General features: G+C 67.1%; 27 protein-coding genes. 9 read left to right on the forward strand and 18 right to left on the reverse strand.

Annotated elements, in window-relative coordinates; all coding sequences use genetic code 11:
- Window positions 1-16 precede the first annotated feature (16 nt).
- Entirely contained in the window at window positions 17-1,933 is a 1,917-nt protein-coding gene (locus ACFIMZ_RS24070; protein WP_431824803.1) for a potassium transporter Kup, read from the reverse strand.
- Window positions 1,934-2,245: 312 nt separating this feature from the next.
- On the opposite strand from ACFIMZ_RS24070, the gene ACFIMZ_RS24075 reads away from it, so the two are divergent.
- On the forward strand, window positions 2,246-2,818 hold the full coding sequence (locus ACFIMZ_RS24075) for a GNAT family N-acetyltransferase (protein WP_431824804.1): 573 nt from the start codon (window positions 2,246-2,248) through the stop codon (window positions 2,816-2,818).
- Here the strand turns inward: ACFIMZ_RS24075 and ACFIMZ_RS24080 are convergent.
- The 9 genes from ACFIMZ_RS24080 to ACFIMZ_RS24120 form a co-directional block, all read right to left on the reverse strand.
- Entirely contained in the window at window positions 2,791-3,852 is a 1,062-nt protein-coding gene (locus tag ACFIMZ_RS24080) for an alkene reductase (RefSeq protein ID WP_431824805.1), read from the reverse strand. The genes ACFIMZ_RS24075 and ACFIMZ_RS24080 overlap by 28 nt on opposite strands.
- A 45-nt stretch (window positions 3,853-3,897) precedes the next feature.
- On the reverse strand, window positions 3,898-4,206 hold the full coding sequence (locus ACFIMZ_RS24085) for an ArsR/SmtB family transcription factor (RefSeq protein ID WP_431824806.1): 309 nt from the start codon (window positions 4,204-4,206) through the stop codon (window positions 3,898-3,900).
- 151 nt (window positions 4,207-4,357) lie between these two features.
- Window positions 4,358-5,137: an IclR family transcriptional regulator gene (locus ACFIMZ_RS24090; protein WP_431824807.1), complete on the reverse strand. Its 780-nt coding sequence runs from the start codon at window positions 5,135-5,137 to the stop codon at window positions 4,358-4,360.
- A 19-nt stretch (window positions 5,138-5,156) separates the two neighbouring features.
- A complete protein-coding gene (locus tag ACFIMZ_RS24095; protein WP_431824808.1) occupies window positions 5,157-5,909 on the reverse strand; it encodes an IclR family transcriptional regulator in 753 nt (250 codons plus the stop codon).
- Window positions 5,910-6,197: 288 nt separating this feature from the next.
- Window positions 6,198-6,605: a UTRA domain-containing protein gene (locus ACFIMZ_RS24100; protein WP_431825347.1), complete on the reverse strand. Its 408-nt coding sequence runs from the start codon at window positions 6,603-6,605 to the stop codon at window positions 6,198-6,200.
- Complete coding sequence (locus ACFIMZ_RS24105) at window positions 6,533-7,045, reverse strand: GntR family transcriptional regulator (RefSeq protein WP_431824809.1); 513 nt, start codon at window positions 7,043-7,045, stop codon at window positions 6,533-6,535. Before ACFIMZ_RS24105 ends, ACFIMZ_RS24100 begins: the two co-directional genes overlap by 73 nt.
- Entirely contained in the window at window positions 7,011-7,934 is a 924-nt protein-coding gene (gene murQ / locus ACFIMZ_RS24110; protein ID WP_431824810.1) for an N-acetylmuramic acid 6-phosphate etherase, read from the reverse strand. Before murQ ends, ACFIMZ_RS24105 begins: the two co-directional genes overlap by 35 nt.
- Window positions 7,847-8,239, reverse strand: a complete 393-nt coding sequence (locus ACFIMZ_RS24115) for a hypothetical protein (RefSeq protein WP_431824811.1) — start codon at window positions 8,237-8,239, stop codon at window positions 7,847-7,849. The genes murQ and ACFIMZ_RS24115 overlap by 88 nt, the downstream gene beginning before the upstream one ends.
- A gap of 12 nt (window positions 8,240-8,251) precedes the next feature.
- Entirely contained in the window at window positions 8,252-8,737 is a 486-nt protein-coding gene (locus ACFIMZ_RS24120; protein ID WP_431824812.1) for a GNAT family N-acetyltransferase, read from the reverse strand.
- 139 nt (window positions 8,738-8,876) lie between these two features.
- Here ACFIMZ_RS24120 and ACFIMZ_RS24125 point away from each other — a divergent pair, with 139 nt between their 5' ends.
- Together ACFIMZ_RS24125 and ACFIMZ_RS24130 are read left to right on the forward strand one after the other, a co-directional pair.
- The gene (locus tag ACFIMZ_RS24125) at window positions 8,877-9,527 is read left to right on the forward strand and encodes a GntR family transcriptional regulator (RefSeq protein WP_431824813.1); all 651 of its coding nucleotides are present in this window, start codon (window positions 8,877-8,879) and stop codon (window positions 9,525-9,527) included.
- Entirely contained in the window at window positions 9,524-10,771 is a 1,248-nt protein-coding gene (locus ACFIMZ_RS24130; protein ID WP_431824814.1) for a dicarboxylate/amino acid:cation symporter, read from the forward strand. Before ACFIMZ_RS24125 ends, ACFIMZ_RS24130 begins: the two co-directional genes overlap by 4 nt.
- A 496-nt stretch (window positions 10,772-11,267) precedes the next feature.
- Here ACFIMZ_RS24130 and ACFIMZ_RS24135 read toward each other — a convergent pair whose 3' ends face one another.
- The gene (locus ACFIMZ_RS24135; RefSeq protein ID WP_431824815.1) at window positions 11,268-11,543 is read right to left on the reverse strand and encodes a DUF4148 domain-containing protein; all 276 of its coding nucleotides are present in this window, start codon (window positions 11,541-11,543) and stop codon (window positions 11,268-11,270) included.
- Window positions 11,544-11,602: 59 nt separating this feature from the next.
- Window positions 11,603-11,947, reverse strand: coding sequence for a DUF4148 domain-containing protein (locus ACFIMZ_RS24140; RefSeq protein WP_431824816.1), 345 nt, complete (start codon window positions 11,945-11,947; stop codon window positions 11,603-11,605).
- 201 nt (window positions 11,948-12,148) lie between these two features.
- Here ACFIMZ_RS24140 and ACFIMZ_RS24145 point away from each other — a divergent pair, with 201 nt between their 5' ends.
- Together ACFIMZ_RS24145 and ACFIMZ_RS24150 are read left to right on the forward strand one after the other, a co-directional pair.
- A complete protein-coding gene (locus tag ACFIMZ_RS24145) occupies window positions 12,149-12,685 on the forward strand; it encodes a sigma-70 family RNA polymerase sigma factor (protein ID WP_059612620.1) in 537 nt (178 codons plus the stop codon).
- Entirely contained in the window at window positions 12,685-13,470 is a 786-nt protein-coding gene (locus ACFIMZ_RS24150) for an anti-sigma factor family protein (RefSeq protein ID WP_431824817.1), read from the forward strand. The genes ACFIMZ_RS24145 and ACFIMZ_RS24150 overlap by 1 nt, the downstream gene beginning before the upstream one ends.
- A 74-nt stretch (window positions 13,471-13,544) precedes the next feature.
- Here ACFIMZ_RS24150 and ACFIMZ_RS24155 read toward each other — a convergent pair whose 3' ends face one another.
- The 3 genes from ACFIMZ_RS24155 to ACFIMZ_RS24165 all read right to left on the reverse strand — a co-directional run bounded on the left by ACFIMZ_RS24155 (window position 13,545) and on the right by ACFIMZ_RS24165 (window position 15,884).
- On the reverse strand, window positions 13,545-13,886 hold the full coding sequence (locus tag ACFIMZ_RS24155; protein ID WP_431824818.1) for a cupredoxin domain-containing protein: 342 nt from the start codon (window positions 13,884-13,886) through the stop codon (window positions 13,545-13,547).
- A 17-nt stretch (window positions 13,887-13,903) separates the two neighbouring features.
- The gene (locus ACFIMZ_RS24160) at window positions 13,904-14,848 is read right to left on the reverse strand and encodes a metallophosphoesterase family protein (protein WP_431824819.1); all 945 of its coding nucleotides are present in this window, start codon (window positions 14,846-14,848) and stop codon (window positions 13,904-13,906) included.
- Between the two features lie 157 nt (window positions 14,849-15,005).
- Entirely contained in the window at window positions 15,006-15,884 is an 879-nt protein-coding gene (locus ACFIMZ_RS24165) for a MurR/RpiR family transcriptional regulator (RefSeq protein ID WP_431824820.1), read from the reverse strand.
- A gap of 363 nt (window positions 15,885-16,247) precedes the next feature.
- Here ACFIMZ_RS24165 and ggt point away from each other — a divergent pair, with 363 nt between their 5' ends.
- Both ggt and ACFIMZ_RS24175 read left to right on the forward strand, forming a co-directional pair.
- On the forward strand, window positions 16,248-17,999 hold the full coding sequence (gene ggt / locus ACFIMZ_RS24170) for a gamma-glutamyltransferase (RefSeq protein WP_431824821.1): 1,752 nt from the start codon (window positions 16,248-16,250) through the stop codon (window positions 17,997-17,999).
- Between the two features lie 138 nt (window positions 18,000-18,137).
- The gene (locus tag ACFIMZ_RS24175) at window positions 18,138-19,472 is read left to right on the forward strand and encodes a dicarboxylate/amino acid:cation symporter (protein ID WP_431824822.1); all 1,335 of its coding nucleotides are present in this window, start codon (window positions 18,138-18,140) and stop codon (window positions 19,470-19,472) included.
- A 2-nt stretch (window positions 19,473-19,474) separates the two neighbouring features.
- Here ACFIMZ_RS24175 and ACFIMZ_RS24180 read toward each other — a convergent pair whose 3' ends face one another.
- Complete coding sequence (locus ACFIMZ_RS24180; protein WP_431824823.1) at window positions 19,475-19,861, reverse strand: DUF3331 domain-containing protein; 387 nt, start codon at window positions 19,859-19,861, stop codon at window positions 19,475-19,477.
- Window positions 19,862-19,905: 44 nt separating this feature from the next.
- The gene (locus ACFIMZ_RS24185; RefSeq protein ID WP_431824824.1) at window positions 19,906-21,207 is read right to left on the reverse strand and encodes an NAD(P)/FAD-dependent oxidoreductase; all 1,302 of its coding nucleotides are present in this window, start codon (window positions 21,205-21,207) and stop codon (window positions 19,906-19,908) included.
- Between the two features lie 145 nt (window positions 21,208-21,352).
- Here ACFIMZ_RS24185 and ACFIMZ_RS24190 point away from each other — a divergent pair, with 145 nt between their 5' ends.
- Window positions 21,353-22,024, forward strand: a complete 672-nt coding sequence (locus ACFIMZ_RS24190; RefSeq protein ID WP_431825348.1) for a TetR/AcrR family transcriptional regulator — start codon at window positions 21,353-21,355, stop codon at window positions 22,022-22,024.
- Window positions 22,025-22,207: 183 nt separating this feature from the next.
- Here the strand turns inward: ACFIMZ_RS24190 and soxR are convergent, their stop codons facing one another.
- The gene (gene soxR / locus ACFIMZ_RS24195; RefSeq protein ID WP_431824825.1) at window positions 22,208-22,678 is read right to left on the reverse strand and encodes a redox-sensitive transcriptional activator SoxR; all 471 of its coding nucleotides are present in this window, start codon (window positions 22,676-22,678) and stop codon (window positions 22,208-22,210) included.
- 79 nt (window positions 22,679-22,757) lie between these two features.
- Between soxR and ACFIMZ_RS24200 the strand changes: the two genes are divergently transcribed.
- Complete coding sequence (locus ACFIMZ_RS24200; RefSeq protein ID WP_431824826.1) at window positions 22,758-23,951, forward strand: efflux RND transporter periplasmic adaptor subunit; 1,194 nt, start codon at window positions 22,758-22,760, stop codon at window positions 23,949-23,951.
- The last annotated feature ends 4 nt before the right edge of the window (window positions 23,952-23,955 follow it).

Genomic DNA, 23,955 nt, shown 5'->3' on the forward strand with positions numbered 1-23,955 from the left:
CCGGTGCGCACGCGTGCTAGATCTCGACCCGCGCGCCGACTTCGATCACGCGGTTGGCCGGCAGCTTGAAGAATGCGGCGATATTGCCGACGTTGTGCAGCATCACCGCGAACAGGCGTTCGCGCCATAGCGCCATCCCATGGCCGGGTGTCGGCACGACCGACGCGCGGCTCAGGAACCACGAGGTCTCCGCCGGCACGAATGTCAGCCCTGCTGCCTTGCTCTCGCTGAGCGCCTTCGGCAGATCGACTTCGTCCTTGAATCCGTACGTGATCGTCACCTGATGGCAGCCGGGGCAGAGCAACTGCATCCGCACGCGCTCGCTGTCGGGCACCCATGGCACCTCCGCGGTGATCACCGTCACGAACACCACGCGTTCATGCAGCACCCGGTTATGGATCAGGTTGTTGACCAGCGCATGCGGTACCGCCTCCGGGGTCGGCGTCAGGAAAATCGCGGTGCCGCCCACGCGAGCCGGCGAGCGCGCGAGCAGCGCGCTCAGGTAGGGCTTGAGCGGCGTCGTGCCGGCGCGCACGCGCGCTTCGGCCAGCAGCATTTCCCAGCCGCGGCCCCAGGTCGCCATGATCGTGAACACCACCGTGCCGATCGCGAGCGGGAACCAGCCGCCCTCGACGATCTTCAGCAGGTTCGCGGAGAAGAACATCGCGTCGATCGCGAAGAAGAACGCGGTCGCGAGCACGCAGAGCAGCCAGTTGTAATGCCATGCGTAGCGGACGACGAAGAACGTCAGGAACGTCGTGATCAGCATCGTGCCGGTGACCGCGATGCCGTAGGCGGAGCCGAGCGCGGTGGACGAGCCGAAGCCGAGCACCGCCGCGACCACCGCGGCGAGCAGTGTCCAGTTGATGCCGGGCACGTAGATCTGGCCCATTTCCTGCCCCGACGTGTAGACGATGTTCATCCGCGGCAGGAAGCCGAGCTGCATCGCCTGCTTCGTCATCGAATAGGTGCCGGAGATCACGGCCTGCGATGCGATGACCGTCGAGATGGTTGCAAGCACGATCATCGGGAGGAGTGCCCATTGCGGAAAGAGCAGATAGAACGGGTTCTTCAGCGCGCCGGGATGGGCGAGCAGGAGCGCACCCTGGCCGAGGTAATTGAGCGCGAGTGCGGGGAACACGACGCCGAACCACGTGACGCGAATCGGCCGCTTGCCGAAATGGCCCATGTCCGCATACAGCGCTTCGGCTCCCGTCAGCGACAGCACGACGGCGCCGAGCGCGACGAACGCGAGCCAGCGGTGATGCAGGCAGAAGCCGAGGCCGCGCAGCGGATCGAGCGCGGCCAGGATGGCCGGCGCGTCGGTGATATTGACGAGGCCCGCGATGCCGATCACGACGAACCATGCCACCATCACCGGCCCGAACACGGCGCCGATCCCGCTCGTGCCATGCTTCTGCATGATGAAGAGCGCGATGAGCGCCGCCAGCGTGACCGGAATCACGTAGGTCTTCAGCACCGGCGCCACGACTTCGAGGCCTTCGACGGCGCTCAGCACCGAGATGGCCGGCGTGATCACGCTGTCGCCGAAAAAGAGCGAGGCGCCCATCACGCCGACGACGAGCAGCGCGCGGCGCAGCCGCGGACGCGTCGCGACCGACGACGCGGCGAGTGCGAGCAGCGCCATGATGCCGCCTTCGCCATGGTTGTTCGCGCGCAGGATCAGCGCCACGTACTTGAGCGAGACGACCACCATCAGCGACCAGAAGATCAACGACACGATCCCGACGAGATTGAAGGCGTTGAGCGCCAGTCCGTTGACCGGATCGAACACGGTCGACAGCGTGTAGAGCGGGCTCGTGCCGATGTCGCCGTAGACGACGCCGAGCGCGGCAAGCGCGAGCGCCGGGAGGGCCGGCTTGTGTGGGCCGGGCATGCCGAGCCGGTCGGCGTCGGACGCAGAATGTTCCATCTGTCCCTCCGGATTCTGTCGCGCGGCAGCGAAACGGCTGCACGGGCCGTTGTGCATCGTCGCTTGCGTCTTTATCGGAGCGCGATCCGAATGCCGACCACGTCGTCGGTCGCGTCTCCGGGCGCTGCGGTTACAGAAAGTATAGGAACTGCCGGCAGAACATTGAAAACGGGGGGCAATGCGGCGGGAGGGGCAGCGTGACCGACGAACCGATGCACGCGTGTCTCGCGAACATCCTCGCGCGCCGGGCGTTCGAAACATATGAAGTTTCGATTATAGTGAGGTCCCTTCGAACCTGTCCGCCCCGAACTCATGACCGTTCCCGTCAGGATCCGCGTCGCGACGCGCGACGATGCCGCCGCGATGGCCGCGGTGGAAGTCGCCGCCGCGCAGCGCTTTCGCGACATCGGCATGGCGCACATCGCCGACGCCGAACCTACCGCCACGGCCGACGTGCTCGTGCGCATCGACGCGGGGCGTGCGTACGTCGCGATCGACGCGCACGGCGCGTGCGTCGGCTTCGCGTTCTACCGGCTGCTGGATGCGCACCGGCTGTATCTCGAGGAACTGGACGTCGCGCCGTCGCACGCGGGGCAGCGAATCGGCGTGCGGCTGATCGAACAGGTGACGGCGCGCGCGGTCGCGGACGGCGTCGCGCAGATCGTGCTGTCGACGTTCCGCGCGCCGCCGTGGAATGCGCCGTATTACCGGCGCCTCGGCTTCGCGGACATCGACGATGCCGCGCTCGACGAGACGCTGCGCCGGATTCGCGCGCACCACGTCGCGCTTGGCCTCGACGAGACGCAGCGCGTGTTCATGCGCCGCGACCTGCGCGATGAACACGCGGCGGGCGGCCGTCAGGCCGCGTCGCTGAGCGCCGGATAGTCGGTGTAGCCCGTTTCGCCTTCCGCGTAGTACGTTTCCGGCACCGGCTTGTTGAGCGGCGCGTCGAGTTCGAACCGGCGCGGCAGGTCGGGGTTCGCGATGAACAGCTGGCCCCATGCGATCGCATCGGCGTCGCCGCGTTCGAGCACCTGTTGCGCCGTGTCGAGCGTGAATTTCTCGTTCGCGATCAGCGGGCCGCCGAACGCTTTCTTCAGTTGCGGACTCAGGTGGTCGCCCGTGTACGACTCCCGCGTGAAGATGAACGCGATCCTGCGGCGGCCGAGCTCGCGCGCGACATGGCCGAACGTCGCGGCCGGGTCGGAGTCGCCCATCGTGTGCGCGTCGCCGCGCGGCGCGAGGTGCACGCCGACGCGTCCGGCGCCCCACACGTCGATCGCCGCGTCGACCACTTCGAGCAGCAGGCGCGCACGGTTCTCGATCGGGCCGCCGTATGCATCGGTGCGGCGGTTGGTGCTGTCCTGCAGGAACTGGTCGAGCAGGTAGCCGTTCGCGCCGTGGATCTCGACGCCGTCGAAGCCGGCCGCCTTCGCGTTTTCCGCGCCCTTGCGGTACGCGGCGACGATGCCCGGGATCTCGTCGAGCTCGAGCGCGCGCGGCGTCACGAACGGACGCTGCGGCCGCACGAGGCTCACGTGGCCGCCCGCGGCGATCGCGCTCGGCGCGACCGGCAGCGCGCCGTCGAGGAAGACCGGATCGGAGATCCGGCCGACGTGCCAGAGCTGCAGGACGATGCGGCCGCCCGCGTCGTGCACGGCGCGCGTCACGCGCTTCCAGCCCTCGACCTGCTCGTCGGACCAGATGCCCGGCGTGTCGGCATAGCCGACGCCTTGCGGCGTGACGGACGTCGCTTCGCTGATGATCAGGCCGGCCGACGCGCGTTCGGCGTAGTAGCGGGCCATCAGGTCGTTGGGGACGCGCACGTCGCCCGCGCGGGCGCGGGTGAGCGGCGCCATCACGATGCGGTTCGGCAGGGTCAGGTCGCCGAGGGTGACGGGGTCGAACAGGGTGGGCATGGCGATTTCCTTTTCACGGAAGGCGGGGCGGGGGCCGGCGCGCGCTTAGAGTTCGCGGCGCATGGCGTCGAGAAAAGCGTCGATGACCGCATCGTTGCGCTTGAAGAACGCCCACTGGCCGATCCGGGTCGACGTCACGAGCCCCGCGCGCTGCAGCGTCGCCAGGTGCGCGGAGACCGTGGATTGCGACAGGCCGCAGCGCGCGTCGATCTGCCCCGCGCAGACGCCGTGGTCGTACGGCAGCGTCTGGTTCGGAAAATGCGCGGCCGGCGTTTTCAGCCAGTCGAGGATTTCCCGGCGGACGGGGTTGGCGAGCGCCTTGAGGATCGCGTCGATGTCGAGGTCGGTCGGCATGGGTGAGGTTTGTTCAGGCAAATGAGCATCGTCGATGGCCGAATCTTATATCGGAATTTGGCGATATGAGTGAAGACACTAGTCTCAATGGGGGTGATAGTTTTCCGCAGGGGAGAGCGATGGCCGCCGTGGGGCGCGGCTCGCGTCGCGATTACGGCCCGGGGCGAACGTCGCGCAGCAGCGTGGTCAGCTCGATCGCGGCCTGCTTGAGCGCCGGCTCGATGCGGCGCCGGATCGCGGCGACATCCGGTTCCGGTTCGATCGCGCCGCAGCTCAGCGCCATCAGCGTCTTCGACACCCCGACGCGGACCGGCAACGCAATGCTCCACGCATCACGCTGATGGTCGCCGAGCGACATGCAGACGCCGGTCGCGCGCAGATCCGCGAAGGCCGCGTCGATGCCGGCCGCGAGCGCGTCGGCCTGCGGGCCGGCCGCCTCGGTCAATTGCGCGAACTGGCGGCGTCGCAACGGGTCGGGCAGTCCCCACAGCCACGCGCGCCCGATCGCCGTCGCGCCCATCGGCGCCAGCGAGCCGACGCCCATCCGCGGCGCGGCGATCCGCGCGCCGGACCGGTGCGCGACGTACAGCATGTCCAGGTGATCGGGCACGGCGAGCGCGACCGAGACGTCGAGCCGGTCGGCCAGTTGCTGCATGAACGGATGGGCGAGCGGCGTGACCGGATTGGTCGCGAGGTATGCCTGCCCGATGCCGACCACGCCCGGGCACAGCTCGAAACGCGAGCCGCCCGCGACGCGGTGGATGAAGCCGAGGTCGATCAGCGTCGACGTCAGGCCCGATACGGCCGATGCCGGCAAGCCGGTCCGTGACGCCAGCTCGCCGTTCGTCAGCGGCGCGCGGTCGGCACGAAACGCGCGCAGCACCTGAAGCCCGCGATCGAGGGTCAGCGTGACCGGACTGGATTGGGACATGGCGATTCCTGGCTGGCGTTCAATCGCCTGTCGCAAGGCGCGCCTGCAGCGCCTGCGCGATCGCGACGAGCCGGGGCCCGAGTTCCTGCTCGATGCGGGCCTGCGCGATGTCGACGGCGCGGCCGACGCAGCCGAGCACCAGTGGCGGCCGGCCGGGGATCGGGAGCGGCGCGGCGACGCATGCGAGCTCCGGCCCCCACTCGCCGTGCAGCGTGCCGAAACCGAGTTCGTGCACCTGCGCGATCTGTTCGGTCATGCGATGCCGAATCGACGGCCATTCGCCGCTTGCGTTCCGTTCGATCTCGCGCTGCAGATCACCGCGCTCCGATTCCGGAAGGGACGCCAGCAGCGTCCATCCCATCAGCGAATGCGCGAGCGGCATGCGCATCCCCGACAGCCGCCGCAAGTCGGGCGCCGCGCGGCTGCCGGCCTGCGTATCCAGGACGAGCACGTCGAGCCGGTCCCGCGTGCCGAGCAGCACGCACGTATCGGTCGCGTCGGCGAGCTTGCGCATTTCGTCGCGGGCGACCTGCTGGATGCCGGGATCGGCGATGGCTGCGTAGCCGAGCGACAGCGCGGCGGGCGCGAGCGCGTACTTTCGGCTCGCGTCGTCGTGATGCACGTAGCCGAGCGCGACCAGCGACTGCAGCAGCCGCGACACGGTCGGCGCGGGAATGCCGGTCTCCAGCGCGATTTCCCGGTTTCCGATCCAGCCCTGGTCCGGACCGAACGCGCACAGGATCGCGAGGCCGCGCGCCAGCGGTGTCGCCATCGCGTCATTTTTCGTGCGTTTGCGCCGGGGTGGTGTCGGCCGTGCAGCGTCGATGCCGTGCGGACCGTTGCGTAACCGCGTGCCGGCGTCGTGCGACAAGGGCCTGTCGGAATGCATTGCGGTCTCCGTGTTCTCCGTCCGGGCCGGACCGTGAGGCTGGTGCGGCGCTTGGTGCGGGTTAGGCTCAAATCCTACTATGGTGTCGGCGGAATGGGCCGCGTGCTAGGGCATGTCCCATCAGGGTTCGCTCGCGCATCGCGTGCGTCGCGATGGCTGCGCCGCTCGCGCTCAACCCTGGTCGAGCACTGCGACGTAGTCGTAGCGGTCTCCGCGGTACAGCGAGCGCGTCAGTACGCGCGGGCATCCGTCGCTCGAGAACGAGCGGCGCTCGATGGACAGCACGGGGTCGCCCGCGCTGATGCCGAGCAGCTCGGCGTCGCGGGCCGACGCGAGTTCGGCGCGCAGCCGCTGGACCGCGCGCACCGGATGGACATTGGCATCCTGCAGCGCGCGGTACAGCGAGTCGCCGAAGTCGACGGCGTTGCTCAGCAGATTGGCGGGCAGCGTCGCGCGCTCGATGGCCATCGGCACCGCGTCGGCCGTCCTGACGCGTTCCAGTCGGATCACGCGCGCGCGCGGCGCGAGCCCGAGCGCGAGCAGTTCGTCGGGCGACGGCCGGTCGAGCTCTCGGCGCAGCCACTGCGAACCGGGAGGCCGCGCCGCTGCATGTCGTCCGAGAAACGGGTGACCAGCGATAGCGGCTGCTCGACCCGCGCGGCGACGAACGTGCCGGCGCCGCGCCGGGATTCGATCAGGCCCTGTCGCGTCAGCTTGTCGATCGCGCGCCGGACCGTGTCCCGCGACACCTGGAGGCGCTCGGCGAGGTCGCGTTCCGGCGGCAGACCCTCGCCGGCCTTCAGCTTGCCGTCGACGATGGCGGCGCGCAGCAGGCGGGCCAGCCGCGTCGATATCGACGATCCGGTTCCGCTGCCGTTGCCGGGCGCGCGGAGCGCCGCCACCTGCCCGGCATCGAACAGGTCGGCGCGGTCGGTCGCTCGCGCGCGCGGTCGGCTGCGCGGATTCCGATTCGAAGGTTTCATGTCAGCGTCGGGGGCCGGGTGGGCGGCGCGCGTCATGCGGGAGCGACGCGAGCGCGTTGCGGATCGAGCCGCCGGCCGCGCCGGCGAGCCGCTCGGCGCTGGCGCGGTCGATGCCGGCGACGAGCATCAGGATCGCGATGCGCGGACGGTTGCCCGCCTGTTCGAGCGCATGCTCCGCCGCGTCCGGCGGCACGCGGGCCGCCTGCGACACGATGCGGATCGCGCGTTGCCGGAGCTTGTGGTTGTGCGCCTGGACGTCGACCATCAGGTTGCCGTAGGTCTTGCCGAGCGCGACCATCGAGATCGTCGACAGCATGTTGCAGATCATCTTCTGCGCGGTGCCGGCCTTCAGGCGCGTCGAGCCCGTCAGCACTTCCGGGCCGCAGTCCACCTCGATCGCGACGTCGGACAGTTTGCCCGCCTCGCTGCCGACGTTGCACGCGACGCAGACGGTGCGGCATCCGGTGTCCCGCGCATGGCGGAGCGCGCCGATCACGTAGGGCGTGCGGCCGCTCGCGGTCAGCCCCACGACCACGTCGTTCCGCGTGAGGCCGATCGCTTCGAGATCGCGGCGCCCGAGTGCGTCCGAATCCTCGGCGGATTCGGTGATGCCCGCGCAGCCGCCCGCGACGATGCCGACGATGTCGCCGGGCCGCGTGCCGAACGTGGGCTGGCACTCGAGCGCATCGAGATAGCCGATGCGCCCGCTGTTGCCGGCCCCGATGTAGATCAGCCTGCCGCCCGTCCGCAGCGCGTCGGCGATCGCGGCCACGCCGGACGCAATCGCGGGCAGCGCATGCGCGACGCACGACGCGACGCGCGCGTCCTCCCGGTTCATCAGCGCGAGCGCTTCGCCGATGCCGAGCGCATCGAGATTCGCGCTTTGCCCGTTGGGCTGTTCTGTGACGAGGTGCTCGAGACGCATGGCGCTGTGCTCTTCCTGAAGCGATCCGTCAAATGATAATTGGTATGGTCGGGATTGAAAACAGGCATGACGACGGCGGCGCGTTCGGCAATGGCGCGAAACGATGCCGAGAGCCCCATCAAATCAGGCCCCGATACGTATTCATGAAACAGTCCGTCGACTGCTTCATGGACATGCGAGAAGACGGATTTCGCAAGCGTGTCGATATTTGGTACGGTCCAATTTTGACGATTGCGACCCTTTCGGCGGAACCTGCCGGCGCCGGCGTGGCGACGCGGATCGACGCGGATCGACGCACGCGCCACGTCGTCTCGGTGTCAACGCGCCAACGGATACTTCATCAGATAGAACTTCAGGTCCGGGCGAGTCGGCATCGAGAACGACGGCGAATCCGTGACGAAGCCCAGCGCCCGGTAGAAGTCGCGCGCGGATTCGCGCGCCGTGCACCATACCAGCTCCGCGCCGGCCTGCCGGGCCCGGCGGATGCTCAGGCGCACGAGGAGCTGGCCGAAGCCGAGCCCGCGCATCGGCGGGGTGACCGCCATCCCGCGAAGGCGCCACGCGCGCGGCGCCGGGTCGTCCTTCAGGCGCTCCTCGCAGATCGATGCGACCGCAACGATGCTCGCGTCATCGCGGACGGCGAAATGCACGGTCGTCGGATCGTGATCTCCCGGTAACGCGCATGCTTGCTCGTCTCCGACCAGCAAAACCGCAGCCCGAAGCGGGTAGGTCTGTTCCGCCAGAATCTCTGCAATAGTGAACAACACTCCTTTTGGGGGCATGGGTTTTTCCTTTTTCGGCACTGGTTTTAACCACACTACGAAATTCAAGCTACGAAATTTACCGCACTCGCATAAATTACAGTTGCCGGAATTCGAGCGGAAGGATAATCTCACACCCGGCCGATTTCATTTAAAACAACCAGTGAAACTGTGATCGCAGATGGCGGGGAAAATATTGACCAATGCCGAGAGCGCCTACGAGGAGATTCGCACGCGAATCTTTGACGGCCGGCTCACGCCTGGACAAAAGATCTCTCATCGCGGCCTTGCGGACGAACTCGGTTTCGGTCAGATGCCGGTTCGCAGCGCGCTTCATCTGCTTGAGGCGGAAGGGCTCGTCACGGTCGTGGGAAAGAGCGGGACGTACGTCACGTCGCCCACCAACGACGACCTCCGGGAAATCTACGAAATGCGGCTGGCGCTCGAGAGCACCGCGGCCTATCTGGCGGCCCAGCGCGGGGCGACCGACGGGCTCAGCGAGTCGGCCGAGCGAATGAGCCGGATTCTCGAGGCGGATGGCGGCGACATCATGCTCGAGCAGCGCGTGGGATGGGTATTCCATCAGGAGCTGTTCGCGGCGGCGAAGAACCCGCGAATCTCGACGGCATACGAATTATTGCGCGGGCAGACCCTCGCCCTCAATGAATTGCCGCGCGGCGATGCCGAAACGGTGCGTCGCGGCACGATCGAGCATCTCAGGATTTATCAGGCGATCGTCGATAAAGACTGCGAACTCGCGCGGCGGCATATGTGGAATCACATCATCGACGGAACGCCTGCGCGAATCAAACTAATCCGGGCACAACAATGAATAACGAGACCAATAAATCCTTGCTTCCGATCAAGATGTTCGCCGGCCTGGTGCTCGGGGGCGCATGCGGCGTATTCCTGCCGGACGTGGGTTCGAAGCTGGGATTCGTCACCGCGATTTTCGGGCATGCGATCAAGATGGTCGTCATGCCGCTGATCTTCCTGTCGGTGACGGTCGGCGTGTTTCGCGCGAGGCAGCAGCGCGGCCGGCTCGGCACCGTCGCGACGCTCAGCGTCGTGTTCTTCGTCGTGATGACCGTGCTGGCGGCGGCGCTCGGGCTGCTGCTCAACTGGGCGTTCCGGCCCGGGCTCGGCGCGAGCCTGACCCAGACGGGCACGATGCCGGCGCATCTCGCGTCGTCGATCGACTGGATGCAATTCGTGGTCGACCTGATTCCCGCCAACATCGTCGCCGCGCTTGCCGCGGGCAACTCGCTGCCGGTGCTGGTGTTCGGGGTGCTGCTCGGCTCCGCGCTGGCCGCGGTCGCGGATCGCGCGGAACCGGCGATCGCGGTGTTCGAGGCGTTGCTGGCCGGCCTGTTCAAGCTGGTCGAGTGGGTGATCGCGTGGTCGCCGCTCGCGATCTTCGCGGCGCTCGCGCTGCTGTTCTCGACCAAGGGAATCGCCGCGCTCCATCCGCTCGTCAAGCTGCTGGGCGTCGCGTACCTCGGCATGGCGATCCTCGCGATCATCCTGACGGCGGTCATCAAGGCCACGGGCCATTCGCCGCTCGCCGTGCTCAGGAAGGTGCGCGAGCCGCTGATCCTGGGCTTCACGACACGTTCGTCGGAGATCACGTTCCCGCTCCACCTGAAGAAGCTGACCGAGATGGGCGTGCCGCGCGGCGTCGCGTCGACGATCCTGCCGCTCGCGTACATCTTCAACCGCGACGGCGCGGTGCTCTATACGGCGCTCGCGGTCGCTTACCTCGGGGACGCGTATCACATCGTCTGGACGTGGCCGGTCGTGCTGATGATCGTGATCCTGACGATCGTCACGATCGACGGCGCGGCCAACGTGCCGTCCGGCGCGATCGTCGCGATCACCGTGATCCTCACGTCGATCGGCCTGCCGGCGGACGCGGTGCTGCTGATCCTCGGCGTCGATGCGTTCTTCGACATGGGGCGCACGGCGCTGAACGTCTATGCGAGCACCACGGCCGCGACCGTCGCCGTGCGGCTCGCGGGCCCGGACCACGCGCAGGGCGAGGCCGAGCTGCGGCAGCCGAATCGCCAGCATGCGTGACGTCGGCGTCATGATGGACAAGCTGATGCAGGAAGCAGGAAGGATGTAGAGAGGCAGGGCGGTCATCGCCTGCGCTCACGTTGCGAGCGCAGGCGATGACCGGAAATGAAGCGGCCGACGGACATGCGTCTGTCGGGCGGCTGCTCCCGGATCATTGAGGATTGTCGGGAGCGCGTGCACCAGCCGTATCGAAGCGGCCGCGACATTGCTATCTGTGATCACAGTTTTTCAGGAAGTTGCAACGGTTCTCACTCGGCACGGGTTCCATGTCTCGTGTCCCGCCTGACGGCGTTTACTGCCTGGTTGGCGCCTCGGATTCGTCAGGCGGCTTTACCGCGCGCTTCTTCTCCTCGGGAGAAGCGCGCGTCTTTTATACCGATCTCTTCGAGCGCTGCCGTAGTGCGGCTGCTCGGGGAGACACCTCAGTGAGCAGGCATCGACCCGGCGGAATGACCGGGCCGGACCTGTGAATCTCCGTCGCCGGCGTCGCGTGCCGCTACCGGCCGGTTTGCACGGGCAGGCCGGCTGACGACGCACCTGCGTCGGCCGCCGCCGATCTCGCTGCCCGCTGCGCGGCGACTTTCGCTTCCGCCGCCTGAATGTCCGCGGGGTACGTGCCCTGGTCGCCGGCGGACGGATCGTAGCCGGCGGCCTCCAGTTCGTAGAGTTCCTCCAGCACCTGCGCGTGCGTGAGCGGCGCGGGTGTCTGGGCCGATGCCGCATCGCCGGCAAACAGCGCGGCGACGATCAGCAAGCCGATCGGGTGTTTCATGATGATGCTCCGGAAACCGTGAATGCAATGGCGAGCAGGCGACGGACGACGCGCGCGTCTCAGCTGCCGAAATACAGCGTGCAGAAGCTGACGGGCCCGACGCATGCCGCGTCGCCCGGCGTCGCGGGCGCGAGCGCGCGTTTGCCCGCATCGGCCGAACCCGCGGCCTGACTGCCGGTTCCGCTGCGCTCGGGTGCGGCCTGCATTGGGTCCACCTGCGTTTGGTACAGCGGGCTCACATCGGGGTACGACGTATCGGTCACGAAACGCAGGCCGTGATGTTCCGCGTCGATCAGCTCCTGGCGGACTTCCGCGCGCGTCCTGCCTTGCGCCGAAGCCTGCGTGGCAAAACCGGCGGAGCAAAGCATCGCGATGGAAACGCCGACCAGCAGAGGCTTGTTCATGTCCAGCTCCTTCGAAAGTGAAAACGGTGCGTGCTGCAATCGTTCCAACTTCGCGGCGGGCGCGTTTATTCCGCTCGTACGGCATCCTTGAAAAAAATCGTCCGCATCCGCGCGGCATGCGGACGACGGGAATAGAAACCGCGTATCGGGAGTTATCACTTGTGCGGTGTGGTTTCGATCAAGTGACGATCCGGGTGCGGAATGGACGAGCAGACTTCTGTCAGGCGCTTCGATGCGCTGATGTCGCCTCACATGCATGCCGCGTACAACGTCGCCCGATGGCTTGCCCGCAACGACCAGGATGCGCAGGACATCGTTCAGGAAGCGTATGTCCGCGCATTCAGGTTCATCGACAGGTTCGACGGCGACGATGCGCGCGCGTGGTTGCTGAGCATTGTCCGCAATGTGTTCTTCACGTGGTATCGGCAGAACCGGCGCCGTACGGCCGAATCGCTGTCGCTCGACGATGACGACGCCGCGCCGGAATTGAGCGACGAAGGCTGCCTCAGTCCCGAGACCCTGCTGATGCGCGCTCAGGACCGCAGGCAGGTCGTCAAGGCGCTGGAGAGCCTGAGCGTCGAGCACCGCGAGGTCGTCGTGTTGAGGGAGATCGAAGGGTTCTCGTACAAGGAAATCGCGAGCATCGTCGGCGTGCCGATCGGCACGGTGATGTCCCGCCTCGGGCGCGGGCGCCGGCAGCTCGCCGCGATTCTCGTGAACATGGGCCAGGAGGCGTGATGGATCATCAGCAAGCATGCGACGTGCTCGCGGCGTACGTCGACAACGAGTTGAGTCTCACCGAGAGCGCGGCGCTCGAGCGCCACCTGGCCCGCTGCAACGCATGCCGGAGCGCGCTCGAGATCCAGCAGCGGGTGAGTGTGCTGCTGAGGTCGGCCGACCTTCGGTTCGTCGCGCCTGATGCACTGCGCGTGCGGATCGCGGCGGATCCGCGTTCCCGTCGATCCTTCCGCCAGCGCCTGTCAGATTGGCTGAGGCCGCGGAGGACGACCGGCATGCCGCTCTGGGCGCCGGCCGGCGCGCTGGCCGTCAGCGCGCTGGCGCTGACGTGGAGCGGCGTGCTCTGGCTGTCGGTTCCGACGGCCGAACAGCAGCTCCGGACGGAACTCGTCGACAGTCATGTGCGCTCGCTTCAGCTGGATCATCTGACCGACGTCGTATCGACCGACCGGCATACGGTCAAGCCGTGGTTCGACGGGAAGATCGATTTTGCGCCGCCGGTGCGGGATCTGGCGCAGGACGGCTATCCGCTCGTCGGCGGGCGGCTCGATTACGTGGGCGGACGGACCGTTGCGGTGCTCGTGTATCGGTACAAGCGCCATCCGATCAACGTGTACGTGTGGCCGGGGAATGGCGCCGCCGGGCAGCCGCGCATCGACGAGCAGCAGGGTTATCACGTCGCGCGCTGGTCGGCCGGGCGAATGAACTACTGGGCCGTCACCGATGCGGGCGCCGCCGAGCTCGGCGGGTTTGTCGAACGGTTGCGCGCGGCGGCCGGTTCGTAGGCGCAAGAGACGTGCGCCGCGACGCATGCCCGATTGCGGCATGCGTCGTCCGGCATCGATCGCGGCGAAGCGGCTTACTGCACCGTGATCGTTTCCTTCATGAACGGGTGAATCCCGCAGAAGACGTTGTAGACCCCTGGCTTGTCGAATGTGTAGGAGTACGTCTCGTCCTGGTCGAGCGCTTTCGAATGAAAGATGCCGGCGTCGTTGACGATGGTGTGCGGTTCCGCATCGAGGTTCTTCCATGTGAGCGTCGTGCCGGCCTTGATCGTGGTCGACATCGGCGAAAACATGAAGTTCTTGATGGTCACGAGCGGACCGCCCGCGCTCTGCGCGAACGCCGCGCCGGGCGACACGGACGCGGCCACGCAGAGCGCGAGTGCGACGAGGGCGCCGGGCAATGCACGATTCTTCATGATGGTCTCCTTGCCGCCTAGGCGAGCGTGGCGTCGTGCAGCGCCGACACCGTGGGATGGCCGGCGAACTCGACGGTCGTCACGCCCAGCATCTTCGCGAGCTGATCGTGCGGCACGGTGAGCGGCACCGGGCCGGGGCCGTTGCCGGCGGTCGGCTGCGGGAATGCGGTGGAGCGCGCGGTATGGAACGTGATGTTGCCTTCAACCTTGGAGACGATCTGATGGATATGTCCGTTCAGCACGGTGACCGAACCGAAGCGCCGCAGCAAGCCGATGACTTGCGGCGCGTCGCCGGTTCCCCAGCCCCACGGTTCGTAGATCGTCCACATCGGCATGTGCGAGAACACCACGATCGGCGTGCTCGACGATTTGCCCTTGAGATCCTTTTCCAGCCACGCGAGCTGATCCTCGCCGAAGCTGCCGAGCCCGTTGGGCTTGAAATGCATCACGTTGACGAGCCCGACGAAATGCACGCCGTCATGATCGAAGCTGTAATAGCCGCGATTGTCCGACGCCTTGCCGAACCGGCTGAAATATTCCGCGCCGGAGCCGTCGGTGACGTCGTGCTCGCCCGGAACCGTATGAAGTTCGGGGATGGACAGGCCGGACAGGAGCTGGGACGCGAGATCGAATTCGGACGCCTTGGACAGGTGGGTGATGTCGCCCGTGTGAATGGCGAGCGCGGGTTTCGCGGGCATCCCGTTGACGAGCGCGATCGTCTGCCTGAGCGTGCTGGCGACGTCGGGATTGGCTTCCTTGTTGAACCCGATGTGCGTGTCGCTGATCTGCAGGAACAGCGGCCGCCCAGCATTGGCCGGGCTGGCGCCGCTGTCCTGCGCGAGCGCGAGGTCGAACGGCGTCAGGATGCCGCCCGACAGTGTGAACAGCGTGCCGAGACCGCCGAAGGCCATGCACTGCAGGGCCTTGCGACGCGACGGACGGGTGGGGGTCGATGAAGACATGTCATCCTCGCAATCGTATGACGAAACCGGACGGCCGGATCGTCCGGGAATAAACCGGCGCTTTCGCGTGAGATACCGGCGAAGCGACGAATTTATTCCCGCGAATGGCGAGGTGAGCCGGCGGCCTGCGAGGCGCTGCAATCGCTTCGGTTGACGATCACTCGGGCAAATCCCGCTGGTTCGTATCCTGTTCGATTCCCCCCGTGTTGAGATATTCGATCTTCTCCATCCGCTGCCTCGCCAGTTCCGGATGCTGGTTCGTCACGCCGATCACGAGTGCTTCGGCGAGCGCAAGCGCGGGCACGTTGGTCTGCAGCATTGCGAAAGGGCGCCCCTGGATCCGGAGCACGATCTCGGCGAACTCGCTGATCGGCGAGTTCCATTCGTCGGTGATCAGCAGGATCCGGGTGCCGAGCCGGTGCGCGGCTTGCGCGAACCGGATGCTGTCTTTCTGGTAACGGCGAAAATCGAAGATGACGAGCACGTCGCTGGCGCCCATGTCCGCCAGGGCGACCGACGCCAGGTTGACGTTCGGTTCGACATGCTGAACATGCGGGCGTGCATAGGCGAGGGTAAAGGAGAACAGCGAAGCGAGCGGCGCCGTGTAGCGCCCGCCGCCGCAGAAGATGCGGCTGTCCGGCTGCGCCAGCAGCGTCACCGCTTCGTCGAAGGCGGCTGCGTCGAGCCCTTCGATCGTGGTGGCCAGCGACCGGGAGAGCCGTTGAAAGATCGCCGCATGACTGTCGCGCATGCCGGATGCGGAATGGAACGCATCCATCCGCGCGAGCGGCGAGTTCATCGCGGTGTCGATTTCGTCGTACAGCGCCTGCTGGAACGACGAGTAATTGGCAAAGCCGATTCTGACGACGAAGCGAAACACGGTCGGGTCGCTGACCTCGGCCTGCTTCGCAAAGTGCGCGATGGGCCCCAGCCCGAGGCTGGGATAGCGATCCAGCAGCGCGTGCGCGACCTTCTGTTCCGACGGCGTGAAGCTATCCATCTGGGATAGCAGCAACGCCCTGATGCTCGTCCCCATCGGGCACTCCAGCTTTTCAGATCCGAATGACAAACGGCAGACCTGCGTCCGCCGGCGAACCCACGCATGTTAGCCCATCGGCGGACCGGTATCGGGCCGCCGGCCAATATTTGAGGGACGCATCGACTGGCGGCGTCTTCATTCGAGCGTGTAATGAATCAAACATTTCGAATAGCGCTCTTTGTCGTCAATTTCGCCGATATTCAGTGATAACCCTAGGTTTTTGATGTGAAATTCCGCGTGCTATGATCGCGCCCTCGCTGGTTTGTACTGTTTATTACACGAAATATTCGCAGCGTCGGCATGGCGGCCGGCAGCTGCGCATTCCGGTCTGGCCCGGTAATTTGTCTGGAGGATTCCGTCATGAGGCGGCTCGTTGTACTCACCCTGTTGTCGGCAATGCACTTGTGCGCGTTCGCCGCTTCGGAACCCGCGATCGAAGCGAAGAACGGCATGGTCGTCTCGTCGCAGCACCTCGCATCGCAAATCGGCGTCGACATCCTGAAGGCGGGCGGCAACGCGGTGGACGCCGCCGTGGCGGTCGGCTATGCGCAGGCGGTGACCAATTCGTGCTGCGGCAATATCGGCGGCGGTGGTTTCATGACCCTCCACCTGGCCGATGGCCGGGACCGGTTCATCAATTTCCGCGAGACCGCGCCGGCCGCGGCCTCCGCGAACATGTATCTCGATGCGTCGGGCAATGTCCGCCCGAACGAAAGCCTGTACGGCTATCGCGCCGTCGGCGTGCCGGGCACGGTCGCCGGCCTCGATCTCGCGCTGCGCAAATACGGGAAGCTGACCCGCAGGCAGGTGATGGCGCCCGCGATCCGGCTCGCGCGCGACGGGTTCATCCTGACGCGCGCCGATACGGACATCCTCGACACGACGATCCAGCGTTTCAAGGCGGACCCGGAAGCGGCCCGCATCTTCCTGCGCCCCGACGGCACGCCGTTGCAGCCGGGCGATCGCCTGGTACAGAAGGATCTGGCCCGCACGCTGGAGCGAATCGCGGAGCAGGGGCCCGATGCGTTCTATCACGGCGAGATTCCGAAGATCGTCGAGGCCGCGTCGAAGCGCGCCGGCGGCCTGATCGCGGCGAGCGATTTCGCGTCCTATCGCGCGGAAGACCTGGCGCCGCTGAAATGCACGTATCGCGGCTACGAGTTCGTGTCGGCGCCGCCCCCGAGTTCCGGCGGCGTGACGATGTGCGAGACGCTGAACATCCTCGAAGGGTATGACCTGCGCAAGCTGGGCTACCACTCGGCGGCGTCGATCCACTACATGACCGAAGCGATGCGGCATGCGTACGAGGATCGCAACACGCTGCTCGGCGATCCGAACTTCATCGACAATCCGGTCGCGAAGCTGACGAGCAAGGAATACGCGGCGGAAATCCGCAAGAGCATCCACGCCGACACGGCGACGCCGTCGGTCGACGTGCAGCCTGGCGTCGGCGTGCACGAGAAGCCGGAGACCACGCACTATTCGATCATCGATCGGGCCGGCAACGCGGTGTCGACGACTTACACGGTGAACGGCCGCTTCGGCGCCGTGGTCATTCCGCCGGGGACGGGTTTCTTCCTGAATGACGAGATGGACGACTTCACCGTGAAGGTCGGCGCGCAGAACCTGTTCGGCCTGGTGCAGGGCACCCGCAATTCGATCGCGCCGGGCAAGCGCCCGCTGTCGTCGATGGCGCCGACCATCGTGACGAAGGACGGCAAGGTGTTCATGGTGGTCGGTTCGCCGGGCGGCTCGCGCATCATCACGATCACGCTGCAGACGGTGCTGAACGTGATCGACTACGGGATGGCGCCGCAGGATGCGGTCGATGCGCCCCGCATCCACCACCAGTGGCTGCCCGACGAGGTCTATTACGAAACCTATGGCCTGTCGCCCGATACGCTCGCGATCCTGCGCAACATGGGCTACAAGATGGTCGAGCAGACGCCGTGGGGCGCGGCCGAGCTGATCCTGGTCGGCCTGCCCGGCACCGAAGCGGCGAGCCGGCAGAGCTCCGGGAACGACTCGTCGGTGTCCGGCAACGTCCGGGCCGGCTTCGTCTACGGCTCCAACGACCCGCGCCGCCCGGCCGGATCGGCGATCGGTTACTGACCCCGGCGCCGGGTGCGGCGCTCGACGTTCACGACGGCACGATCCGTTCGCAGCGCGCGTCCCATCGCAAGGCATGGGGCGCGCCATTTCATCTCCCTCTTCATTCTTCCGGCGCCGTCACGCGCGCCGAATCACGCCATGAACAAACGAATGTCCGCGGCAGGCTGGATCCTGCTCGCGATGGCGGCCGGCATCCTGATCGGCTACATGATCCATACGCAGTTCCCGGACACGCAGTCCGCGGCGGAGATCGCCGGCTACATCTCGCTGGTGTCCGACGTGTTCCTGCGCCTGATCAAGATGGTGATCGGTCCGCTGGTGTTCTCGACGCTGGTCGTCGGCATCGCGCACATGGGCGACGCGTCGTCCGTGGGGCGCGTGTTCGTGAAGGCGCTCGGCTGGTTCGTCACCGCGTCGCTGATTTCGCTGCTGCTCGGGCTGCTGATGGCGAACCTGCTGCGGCCCGGCGAGGCCCTGGGGCTGCCGCTGCCGGATATCGGCGCGTCCGCGCATCTCGCGACGTCCAAGTTCACGTTGAAGGATTTCGTCGGCCACATGGTGCCGAAGTCGTTCGCCGAGGCGATGACGAACAACGAGATCCTGCAGATCGTCGTGTTCTCGATGTTCTTCGGCGTCGCGCTCGCGGCGCTCGGCGAACGCGGCAAGATCCTCGTCGCGGCGATCGACCAGCTCGCGCACGTGATGCTCAAGGTTACCGGCTATGTGATGAAGCTTGCGCCGCTCGCGGTGCTGGCCGCGATGGCGTCGACCGTCGCGATCAACGGCCTGTCGATCCTGCTGAAATTCGCGGTGTTCATGGGTGATTTCTACGTGAGCCTGTTCCTGCTGTGGAGCGTGCTCGTCGTCGCCGGGCTGCTGTTCCTCGGCCGTCGCGTGTTCAGGCTGCTCGCGCTGATCAAGGAAGCGTTCATGCTGTCGTTCGCCACCGCGAGCTCGGAGGCCGCGTATCCGAAGATCCTCGACGCACTCGACCGTTTCGGCGTCCGGCGCAAGATCTCGAGCTTCGTGATGCCGATGGGCTATTCATTCAACCTCGATGGCTCGATGATGTACTGCACGTTCGCGTCGCTGTTCATCGCGCAGGCATACGGCATTCACCTGTCGCTCGGCACGCAGGTCACGATGCTGCTGATCCTGATGCTGACGTCGAAAGGGATGGCCGGCGTGCCGCGCGCGTCGCTCGTCGTGATCGCGGCGACCCTGCACCAGTTCAACATTCCGGAAGCGGGGCTGCTGCTGATCCTCGGCGTCGACACGTTCCTCGACATGGGGCGTTCGGCAACGAACGCGGTGGGCAACTCGATCGCCAGCGCGGTGGTCGCGAAGTGGGAAGGCGCGCTGATGTCGGAAGCGGAGGCTGAAGCGAACGCGGCGCGGCTCGATGCCGAAGCCGAAGCCGAAAGGCAGATGAGCGAGCCGGCCCGCGACGCCGATCGTGCAGCCGCTGCCTGAACTCAAGCCGCCTCGGCGGCCCGGGCCGCATCGATGCACGTCGCCAGCACCATCGCGGCGGCGTTGCCCGGCGTCGATCCCAGCAGTTGCGGCGAATATACGCTGTCGCCGATCTCGATCGGCCGCCCCGACAGCGCACAGGTGCCACACCGCCGCGTCGTGAGCAGCCGCCACTTCTGGTAGCCGTAATGCCCGGTGCACGCGTCGCACCACGAAATCATCACGGTGTCGGGCGTCGGGCGTTCGAGCACGCTGATCGTCGGCCGGCTCGCCGCGTCCCACGACGGAAGCCGGTCGCGCGCGATGCTGCGTCGCCGGGGCGCGCCCGGCATATCGAAGCTGCCGATCGCGGCGACGGTCCTGAGCCAGGGCGCTGCACTGTCGTTCATGTCTGATTTCCTCGAAACGTTACGCGATGCCGCGACGCGCGGCATCACGACAGGCGGATGCGCGGCCGTACGCAGCCGTTGATCCGTTCCGCGAGCCACAGCAGCGTGGCCTTGGGGAAGCCGTGCAGCGCCTGCTGGTGCCGCCGGTACAGCATCAGGTGGCTGAACTGCGCGAAACGCCCCTGGATGAAGCCGCCGCGGAAGAAGCCGAATTGCCCGAGCGTGCCGAACGCGTCGTAGTCGCTGATCGACACGAGCGCACCGAAATCGTGGAACGCGAAGGCCGGCATCGGCTTGCCGTCGAGCCACGCGGGCAGGTGCTTCGCAAGATGCTCGGCCTGCTGCGTCGCGACCTGCGCGGTGGGCGGCAGCGGCCGCTCGTGGCCGTCGGGCAGCAGGCTCGCGCAATCGCCGATCGCGAACACGCGCTCGTCGCCCGTCGCCTGCAGCGTGGGCCCGATGACGATCTGGTTTGCGCGGTTCGTGTCGAGCCCGCCCAGCGCCTGCATGAAATCGGGCGCCTTCACGCCGGCCGCCCAGACCATCAGGTCCGCTTCAGCGAACGAGCCGTCGCCATAATGGAAGCCGTGCGCGTCGGCCGACGTCACGCGCGTCGACGTCAGCACTTGAAAGCCGATCTGTTCGAGCCGCCGCTGCGCGGACGCGGAAATCCTCGGCGGAAACGCGGCGAGGATGCGCGGGCCGCTTTCGAGCAGCGTGAGCTGCAGCCGCTCGCGCACCGTCGCGTCGCCGTAAGCTTGCGCGACTTCCAGAAGCCGGCTCAGCTCCGCCGCGAGTTCCACCCCGGTCGCACCCGCGCCGACGATCGCGACGCGCAACGGCTCGTCGCGCGCGACGCTGCGAAACACGCGCATCCGCAACGCTTCGTTGAAGGTCTCGGCCTGCCGCTGGCTGTCGATGAAGTAGCAGTGCCCGCGCACGCCCGGCACGCCGAAATCGTTGGCCTGGCTGCCGAGCGCGAGGACCAGCACGTCGTATTCGAGCTCGCGCGCTTCGAGCACCAGTTCGCCGTCCTGCGAGCGGATCTCGCCAAGCTGCACGCGCCGCCGTGCGCGATCGAGGCCCTGAAGTTCGCCGGGCTGGTATGTGTAGCCGTGCTCGCGCGCATGGGCGACGAAGATCACCTGCTGTTGCTGGATATCGCGCGTGCCGGCCGCGATCGTGTGCAGCGTGGGCTTCCACACGTGGGTCGGGCTGCGGTCGACGACCGTGACCTGCGCGCGGCCGGTCTTGCCGAGCCGCTCGCCCAGGCGGGTCGCAAGCTGCAATCCGGCGATGCCGCCGCCGACAATGACGATACGTACGGGCTCGGATGTCGCTGACATTGTTAAATCATCGAGTGATGAATAAGGTATGATCCTAGCGCTTCGCGACTTGGCGTGTCAACCGAGGCCGGAGAGAGTGCGGTCCCGGGAGCCGGGGCCGATGGATCGACTGGGCAATCGAAAAGTGGAAGGGGGCGAGGAAAACGTGGCTGATGTCTCTGGGCGATCGCCGTCGAGGCGGCGCACGCGCGGGCGGCCTTTGCCGGACGCGTCCGTCGGGCCGGACGTCATCCTGCGCGCGGCGCGGCGCACGTTCGCGAAGCGCGGCTACGACGCGACGAGCGTGCGGGAGATCGCGCGCGAACTGGAAGTGGATGCGGCGCTGATCGCGCATCATTTCGGAACCAAGGAGACGCTCTGGAGCGCGGTCGTCGAACAGATCTCGGAGCTGGTGGCGCCGTTGTTTGCCGAGGTGGGCGCGCTGAGAACGTCGTCGCTGTCGTACCGGGCGCGCGTCGAGCGCGCGCTTGCGGCGGGTGTCGACCTGGCCTTCGCCGAACCGGACATCGGCATGTTCTTCTCGACCGCGACGACGGAGCAGGGTGAACGGCTCAACCTGCTGCTGGAGCGGCTGGTGCGACCGTACCGCGCGGTGTTCATTCCGCTGCTGGTCGATGCGGCCGACGCCGGCGAGATCAGGATGGCGGATCCCGATGTGACGTTCTTCATGCTCGAGAACGCGATCAACATGACTGTGTCCTACAGTCACCTGGTGCGGGAGTTCACGCCGCTGCCGTCACGACCCGAGCAATTCAAGGCAGCCGTGCTCGCGACGGCATTCGACCTGCTGGGGCCCGGCGCGCCGGCGCCGCGATGACGGCCGGCGCCGCTTGAGCCGCCGTCGAGCCGGCGGCCATTCGCGATGGCGTTCGGCCGGGTGGGGGATGCCCCCGGCCGGCAACGGACGTCGCGGCGCGACGCCGCCCGTCGGTCTCCAGTGCCGCGCACGTCGTCCATTTGCACCTGTGTCGCCGCATCGTGTCCGGATGCCCGCGGACATTCAATCCGGCGGCGGATCCCCGAGCCACCGCCGCGCCCCGGGCCCGCGCCGGCCCGCGCGATCCTCGGGGTTCGTCAGCTTGCAGCGCTTCAGCGACAGGCAGCCGCAGCCGATGCACTCGTCGAGATTGATGTAGAGCCGCTGCAATTCCTCGATCCGGTCGGCGACGCGCTTCTTCCATCCCTGCGACAGCCGCTGCCAGTCCTTGTTGGTCGGCAGCGTGTCGACCGGCAGGCTCACGAGTTGTTCGGCGATCTCGTCGAGCGAGTAGCCGATCTTCTGCGCGAACACGATGAACGCGATCAGGCGCAGCACCGAGCGCGAATACTGGCGATGGCTCGAACCGCTGCGATGCGACTTGATGAGGCCGCGCGATTCGTAGAAGCGCAGCGACGACGCCGGCACGCCGCTGCGCGCCGCGACTTCGCGGATCGACAGCAACGGCCCTTTCGACTCTTCCGCAGTACCCATGACGTCCTCCTGGAAAACTTGACTTAAAGTTAACTTCAACTTTTAAGCTACGCGGCAGTTTAACGTACCGCGAGGCTCCATGCTCTCTCTTCCCGTTCACAGGACGGCGCCGCTGGGCGCCGTCTGCGTGCTGCTGCTTGCGTTGTCCGGCTGTCATGACGGCAACGGCGACCCGCCGGCCCAACCTCCCCCCGAAGTCGGCGTCGCGACGATCGCGCCGCGCACGGTGCGTCTTGCCGACACGTTCAACGGCCGCGTCGAAGCGGTCGACGCGGTCGAGCTGCGGCCGCGCGTGAGCGGCTACCTGCAGCGCGTCGCCTACAAGGAGGGCGACCTCGTGCCGCAAGGCGCGGTGCTGTTCGTGATCGATCCGCGCCCGTACCGGATCGCGCTCGACCGTGCGATCGCGCAGCGGCAGCGCGCCCGCGCGGCGGCCGGTCTCGCGCAGGTACAGCTCAAGCGCGTGCAGACGCTGATCGATTCGCACGCGACGTCGCAGGAGGAGCTCGACAACGCGCGCGCCGCCGATGCGCAGGCGCGTGCCGACCTGCAGGCGGCCGACGCCGCCGTCGCCGACGCGCAACTGAATCTCGGCTTCACCGAGGTGCGCGCGCCGATCGCCGGCCGCGTCGGCCGCGCGATGGCGACGGTCGGCAACCTCGCCCGCGCCGACGACACGCTGCTCACGACGGTCGTATCGCAGGATCCCGTCTATGTGTACTTCGACTGCGACGAGCAGAGCTACCTGCGCTACAACGCGCGGCGCGCCGATCCGCAGCATCGTGCGATCGGCGCCGATCCGGTGCGCGTCGGGCTCGCGAACGAGACGGGCTTCCCGCACGCGGGCACGGTCGACTTCCTCGACAACCGGCTCGACCCGGCGACCGGCACGATCCGCGCGCGCGTGCGGCTGGCCAACGCCGACCGCACGTTCACGCCGGGCCTCTATGCGCGCGTGCAGCTCGTCAGCGGCCGCGACGAAGACGCGCTGCTGGTCGACGACAAGGCGGTGCTGACCGACCAGGACCGCAAGTACGTATACGTGATCGGCCCGGGCGACAAGGCGCTGCGCCGCGACGTGACGATCGGCCGCGTGCTGGACGGCGAGCGGATCGTCGAGAAGGGGCTGAAGGCGGGCGATCGCGTGATCGTCGACGGCGTGCAGCGGGTCTACTATCCGGGCGCGCCGGTGAAGCCGAAGACGCTGGCCGCGCGGCCCGTCGCCGGCATGCAGGCCGCGTCCGTCGAAGCCGCCGCGCCCGCGGCGCAATAACGGG

The organism is Burkholderia sp. F1 (genome assembly GCF_050813845.1).
Lineage (GTDB): Bacteria > Pseudomonadota > Gammaproteobacteria > Burkholderiales > Burkholderiaceae > Burkholderia > Burkholderia ubonensis.

Coding starts and splice junctions, on each gene's coding strand:
- ACFIMZ_RS24145 (WP_059612620.1), top strand. CDS start 12,149: ATGGACGAGCAGACTTCTGTCAGGCGCTTCGATGCGCTGATGTCGCCT.
- ACFIMZ_RS24070 (WP_431824803.1), bottom strand. CDS start 1,933: ATGGAACATTCTGCGTCCGACGCCGACCGGCTCGGCATGCCCGGCCCA.
- ACFIMZ_RS24075 (WP_431824804.1), top strand. CDS start 2,246: ATGACCGTTCCCGTCAGGATCCGCGTCGCGACGCGCGACGATGCCGCC.
- ACFIMZ_RS24080 (WP_431824805.1), bottom strand. CDS start 3,852: ATGCCCACCCTGTTCGACCCCGTCACCCTCGGCGACCTGACCCTGCCG.
- ACFIMZ_RS24160 (WP_431824819.1), bottom strand. CDS start 14,848: ATGTCTTCATCGACCCCCACCCGTCCGTCGCGTCGCAAGGCCCTGCAG.
- ACFIMZ_RS24130 (WP_431824814.1), top strand. CDS start 9,524: ATGAATAACGAGACCAATAAATCCTTGCTTCCGATCAAGATGTTCGCC.
- ACFIMZ_RS24140 (WP_431824816.1), bottom strand. CDS start 11,947: ATGAACAAGCCTCTGCTGGTCGGCGTTTCCATCGCGATGCTTTGCTCC.
- ggt (WP_431824821.1), top strand. CDS start 16,248: ATGAGGCGGCTCGTTGTACTCACCCTGTTGTCGGCAATGCACTTGTGC.
- ACFIMZ_RS24095 (WP_431824808.1), bottom strand. CDS start 5,909: ATGGCGACACCGCTGGCGCGCGGCCTCGCGATCCTGTGCGCGTTCGGT.
- ACFIMZ_RS24185 (WP_431824824.1), bottom strand. CDS start 21,207: ATGTCAGCGACATCCGAGCCCGTACGTATCGTCATTGTCGGCGGCGGC.
- ACFIMZ_RS24090 (WP_431824807.1), bottom strand. CDS start 5,137: ATGTCCCAATCCAGTCCGGTCACGCTGACCCTCGATCGCGGGCTTCAG.
- ACFIMZ_RS24200 (WP_431824826.1), top strand. CDS start 22,758: ATGCTCTCTCTTCCCGTTCACAGGACGGCGCCGCTGGGCGCCGTCTGC.
- ACFIMZ_RS24155 (WP_431824818.1), bottom strand. CDS start 13,886: ATGAAGAATCGTGCATTGCCCGGCGCCCTCGTCGCACTCGCGCTCTGC.
- ACFIMZ_RS24105 (WP_431824809.1), bottom strand. CDS start 7,045: ATGACGCGCGCCGCCCACCCGGCCCCCGACGCTGACATGAAACCTTCG.
- ACFIMZ_RS24135 (WP_431824815.1), bottom strand. CDS start 11,543: ATGAAACACCCGATCGGCTTGCTGATCGTCGCCGCGCTGTTTGCCGGC.
- soxR (WP_431824825.1), bottom strand. CDS start 22,678: ATGGGTACTGCGGAAGAGTCGAAAGGGCCGTTGCTGTCGATCCGCGAA.
- ACFIMZ_RS24180 (WP_431824823.1), bottom strand. CDS start 19,861: ATGAACGACAGTGCAGCGCCCTGGCTCAGGACCGTCGCCGCGATCGGC.
- ACFIMZ_RS24150 (WP_431824817.1), top strand. CDS start 12,685: ATGGATCATCAGCAAGCATGCGACGTGCTCGCGGCGTACGTCGACAAC.
- ACFIMZ_RS24085 (WP_431824806.1), bottom strand. CDS start 4,206: ATGCCGACCGACCTCGACATCGACGCGATCCTCAAGGCGCTCGCCAAC.
- ACFIMZ_RS24125 (WP_431824813.1), top strand. CDS start 8,877: ATGGCGGGGAAAATATTGACCAATGCCGAGAGCGCCTACGAGGAGATT.
- murQ (WP_431824810.1), bottom strand. CDS start 7,934: ATGCGTCTCGAGCACCTCGTCACAGAACAGCCCAACGGGCAAAGCGCG.
- ACFIMZ_RS24165 (WP_431824820.1), bottom strand. CDS start 15,884: ATGGGGACGAGCATCAGGGCGTTGCTGCTATCCCAGATGGATAGCTTC.
- ACFIMZ_RS24175 (WP_431824822.1), top strand. CDS start 18,138: ATGAACAAACGAATGTCCGCGGCAGGCTGGATCCTGCTCGCGATGGCG.